Genomic DNA, 2,519 nt, shown 5'->3' with positions numbered 1-2,519 from the left:
CACGCGTAAGAGCGTCGGCAGCGGCAGATGGTTATAAGAGACAGAGTTCGCCCCGCGCGGGCCGCGGCTGGCGGACTCGGTGCCGTTCGGCCTGTTCGGCCTCGGCACCGGGCTCCTCGTCCTGTACGCCGCCCTGGGCGAGGTGCTGGCGGGCGGCCCGGCCGAGGCGGTCGCCGCACCGTCGGCGGTGGCGCTCACGCTCAGCATGGGCCCGGCCGAGTGGCTGCTGCACCGGTTCCGCAGCGGCAGCCTCGCCGGACTGCGGGCGGCCCGCTCGCCCCGGGCCTTCCGGTACCGGACGCTGGCCGCCCTCGCCCACTGCCTGGGCCTCTACCTGGCGGTGCTGCTGGCGCTCGGCGCCCTCGGCACCGCGCTCTGGCCGGACGCCCCCGGCCTGACCGCCGTACGGGCGGCCACCCTGCTGCTCCTCGGCGCGGTGATGTGGACCGGGCTGCTGCTGCAGTCGTTCGGCGCCGTGCGGTACGCGGCCTCGGTCTGCGCGGCGGCCGCCGCCGCGCAGAGCCTGGCCCTGCTGCTGGGGGCGGCCGGGCCGCGGCTGGTCCAGCTGGCGGTGGCCGGCACCGCGGCGGCGGTGCTGTGCGCGCTGGTCCTGGTCCTGCTCGGCCGCGCCACGGCGCACCGGTGAGGCGGGAGCCGAAGATGGCGAACCACGACCCCCGGCTGCTGGTGCCCCTCTACGAGCACCCGGCCGACCGGCCCGAGGCCTGGGAGGCGCTGCTGCGCTGCGCGCCCCGGCTGCACTCCGTGGGGCTCAACCCCGGCAACGGCCCCGGCGACGCGCCCGACGAGCGGTTCGCCGCCGTCGCGGCGCGGCTGCGCGAGGCGCAGGTCACCGTCCTCGGGTACGCCGACACCGACTACGGGCGCCGCCCGCACGCGGAGGTGGTCCGGGACCTGCTGCGCCACCGCGACTGGTACGGGGCGGACGGCGCCTTCCTCGACCAGGCCGCCGCGGGCCCCGAACTGCTGCCCCACTACCGGCGGCTGTCCGTCGCCGCCCGGGCCGCCGGCGCCCGCACACTGGTCCTCAACCACGGGGTGCACCCGCACCCCGGCTACGCGGCACTCGCCGACGTCCTGGTCACCTTCGAAGGCCCCTGGGACGCCTACCGGGAGGCGCCGGGTGCCCCGGCGTGGACCGCCGACCACCCCCCGCACGCGTTCTGCCACCTGGTCCACTCGGTCCCGCCGGGCGCCCCGGCCGCGGAACTGGCCGCAGAATTGGCCGCACAGCGCCACGCGGGCCTGCACTGCGCCGTCCCCGGCACGGGCGCGCACCCGTGGGGCACCCTGCCGCACACCCTGGAGGCCGCCGGATGAGACCGCCACGCCCGCAGAGCCCCCGCTTCCGCATGGGGCGCACCGTACGGCTGCGGCGGCCCGCCTGGCTGCTGGTGGTGCCCCTCCTGCTGCTCGCGGCCTGTACGGCCGGCCCGGACGAGGACCCGGCCCCGCCGCAGCCCTCGACCGGTCAGGCGCCGGGCGAGCGCTGGCAGCCCCGGCCCGGCACCACCTGGCAGTGGCAGCTGACCGGCCGCCTCGACCTGTCGGTGGACGCGGCCGTGTACGACGTCGACGGGTTCACCACCACGAAGGAGGAGGTGGCCCGGCTCAAGCAGGCCGGCCGGAAGGTGATCTGCTACCTCTCCACCGGCGCCTGGGAGGACTTCCGCCCCGACGCCGGCGACTTCCCGCAGGAGGTCCTCGGCAAGGGCAACGGGTGGGAGGGCGAGCGCTGGCTCGACATCCGGCGGACGGACACGCTGGAGCCGCTGATGGCCCGGCGGTTCGACATGTGCCGGGACAAGGGCTTCGACGCGGTCGAACCGGACAACATGGACGGCTACCGCAACCGGTCGGGCTTCCCGCTCACCGCCGAGGACCAGCTCCGCTACAACCGGCTGATCGCGGCACTGGCCCACGACCGGGGCCTGGCGGTGGGCCTGAAGAACGACCTGGACCAGATCCCGCAGCTGCTCGGCGACTTCGACTTCGCGGTCAACGAGCAGTGCGCCGAGTACGACGAGTGCGACCGGCTCACCCCGTTCGTCAAGGCCGGCAAGGCCGTCTTCCACGCCGAGTACGAACTCCCGCCGAGCCGCTTCTGCGCCCGCTCACGCGAACTGGACCTGAGCTCGCTGCAGAAGAGGTACGACCTCGACGCGTGGCGCAGGACCTGCGACTAGCTTCCCGGCGGGGCGAATGGCCGGCCGGGGGCTGCGCCCCGGACCCCACCGCTGACCGTCCGTTGTGGCTGGTCGCGCAGTTCCCCGCGCCCCTGACGGGGCGCGGTACCGCACCGGACTTCGCTGAGCCCGCTTAGCCTCCCGGCGGGGCGAAGCGCTCCGGCTGGAAGCGCGGTGATGAAACCGCGGGCCGGTGGGGGCTGGTCGCGCAGTTCCCCGCGCCCCTGACGGGGCGCGGTACCGCAGGTGCCGGGAGGCCGGGGCCCGCCCTGCCGAGGCGGCGGCCCGGGCCCCGCGCGGGCGGCCCAGGCC

At 76.3% G+C, this 2,519-nt stretch carries 3 protein-coding genes; all 3 read left to right on the top strand.

Annotation, left to right across the window (positions count from 1 at the left end):
- Positions 1-79: 79 nt before the first annotated feature.
- The 3 genes from GPJ59_RS35435 to GPJ59_RS35425 are packed head-to-tail and all read left to right on the top strand — an operon-like array spanning position 80 to position 2,207.
- Positions 80-646 (top strand): hypothetical protein, encoded by a 567-nt coding sequence (locus GPJ59_RS35435; protein WP_219672218.1) that lies wholly within the window; start codon positions 80-82, stop codon positions 644-646.
- Positions 647-660: 14 nt separating this feature from the next.
- Entirely contained in the window at positions 661-1,341 is a 681-nt protein-coding gene (locus tag GPJ59_RS35430) for a spherulation-specific family 4 protein (protein ID WP_219672216.1), read from the top strand.
- Entirely contained in the window at positions 1,338-2,207 is an 870-nt protein-coding gene (locus GPJ59_RS35425; RefSeq protein WP_219672215.1) for an endo alpha-1,4 polygalactosaminidase, read from the top strand. The genes GPJ59_RS35430 and GPJ59_RS35425 overlap by 4 nt, the downstream gene beginning before the upstream one ends.
- The last annotated feature ends 312 nt before the right edge of the window (positions 2,208-2,519 follow it).

The sequence above is a fragment of the Streptomyces bambusae genome (assembly GCF_019400985.1).
In the GTDB taxonomy this organism is placed as follows: domain Bacteria; phylum Actinomycetota; class Actinomycetes; order Streptomycetales; family Streptomycetaceae; genus Streptomyces; species Streptomyces bambusae_A.
Note: the sequence above shows the minus strand (reverse complement) of the source record. Positions and strands in the feature narration are given on the sequence as shown.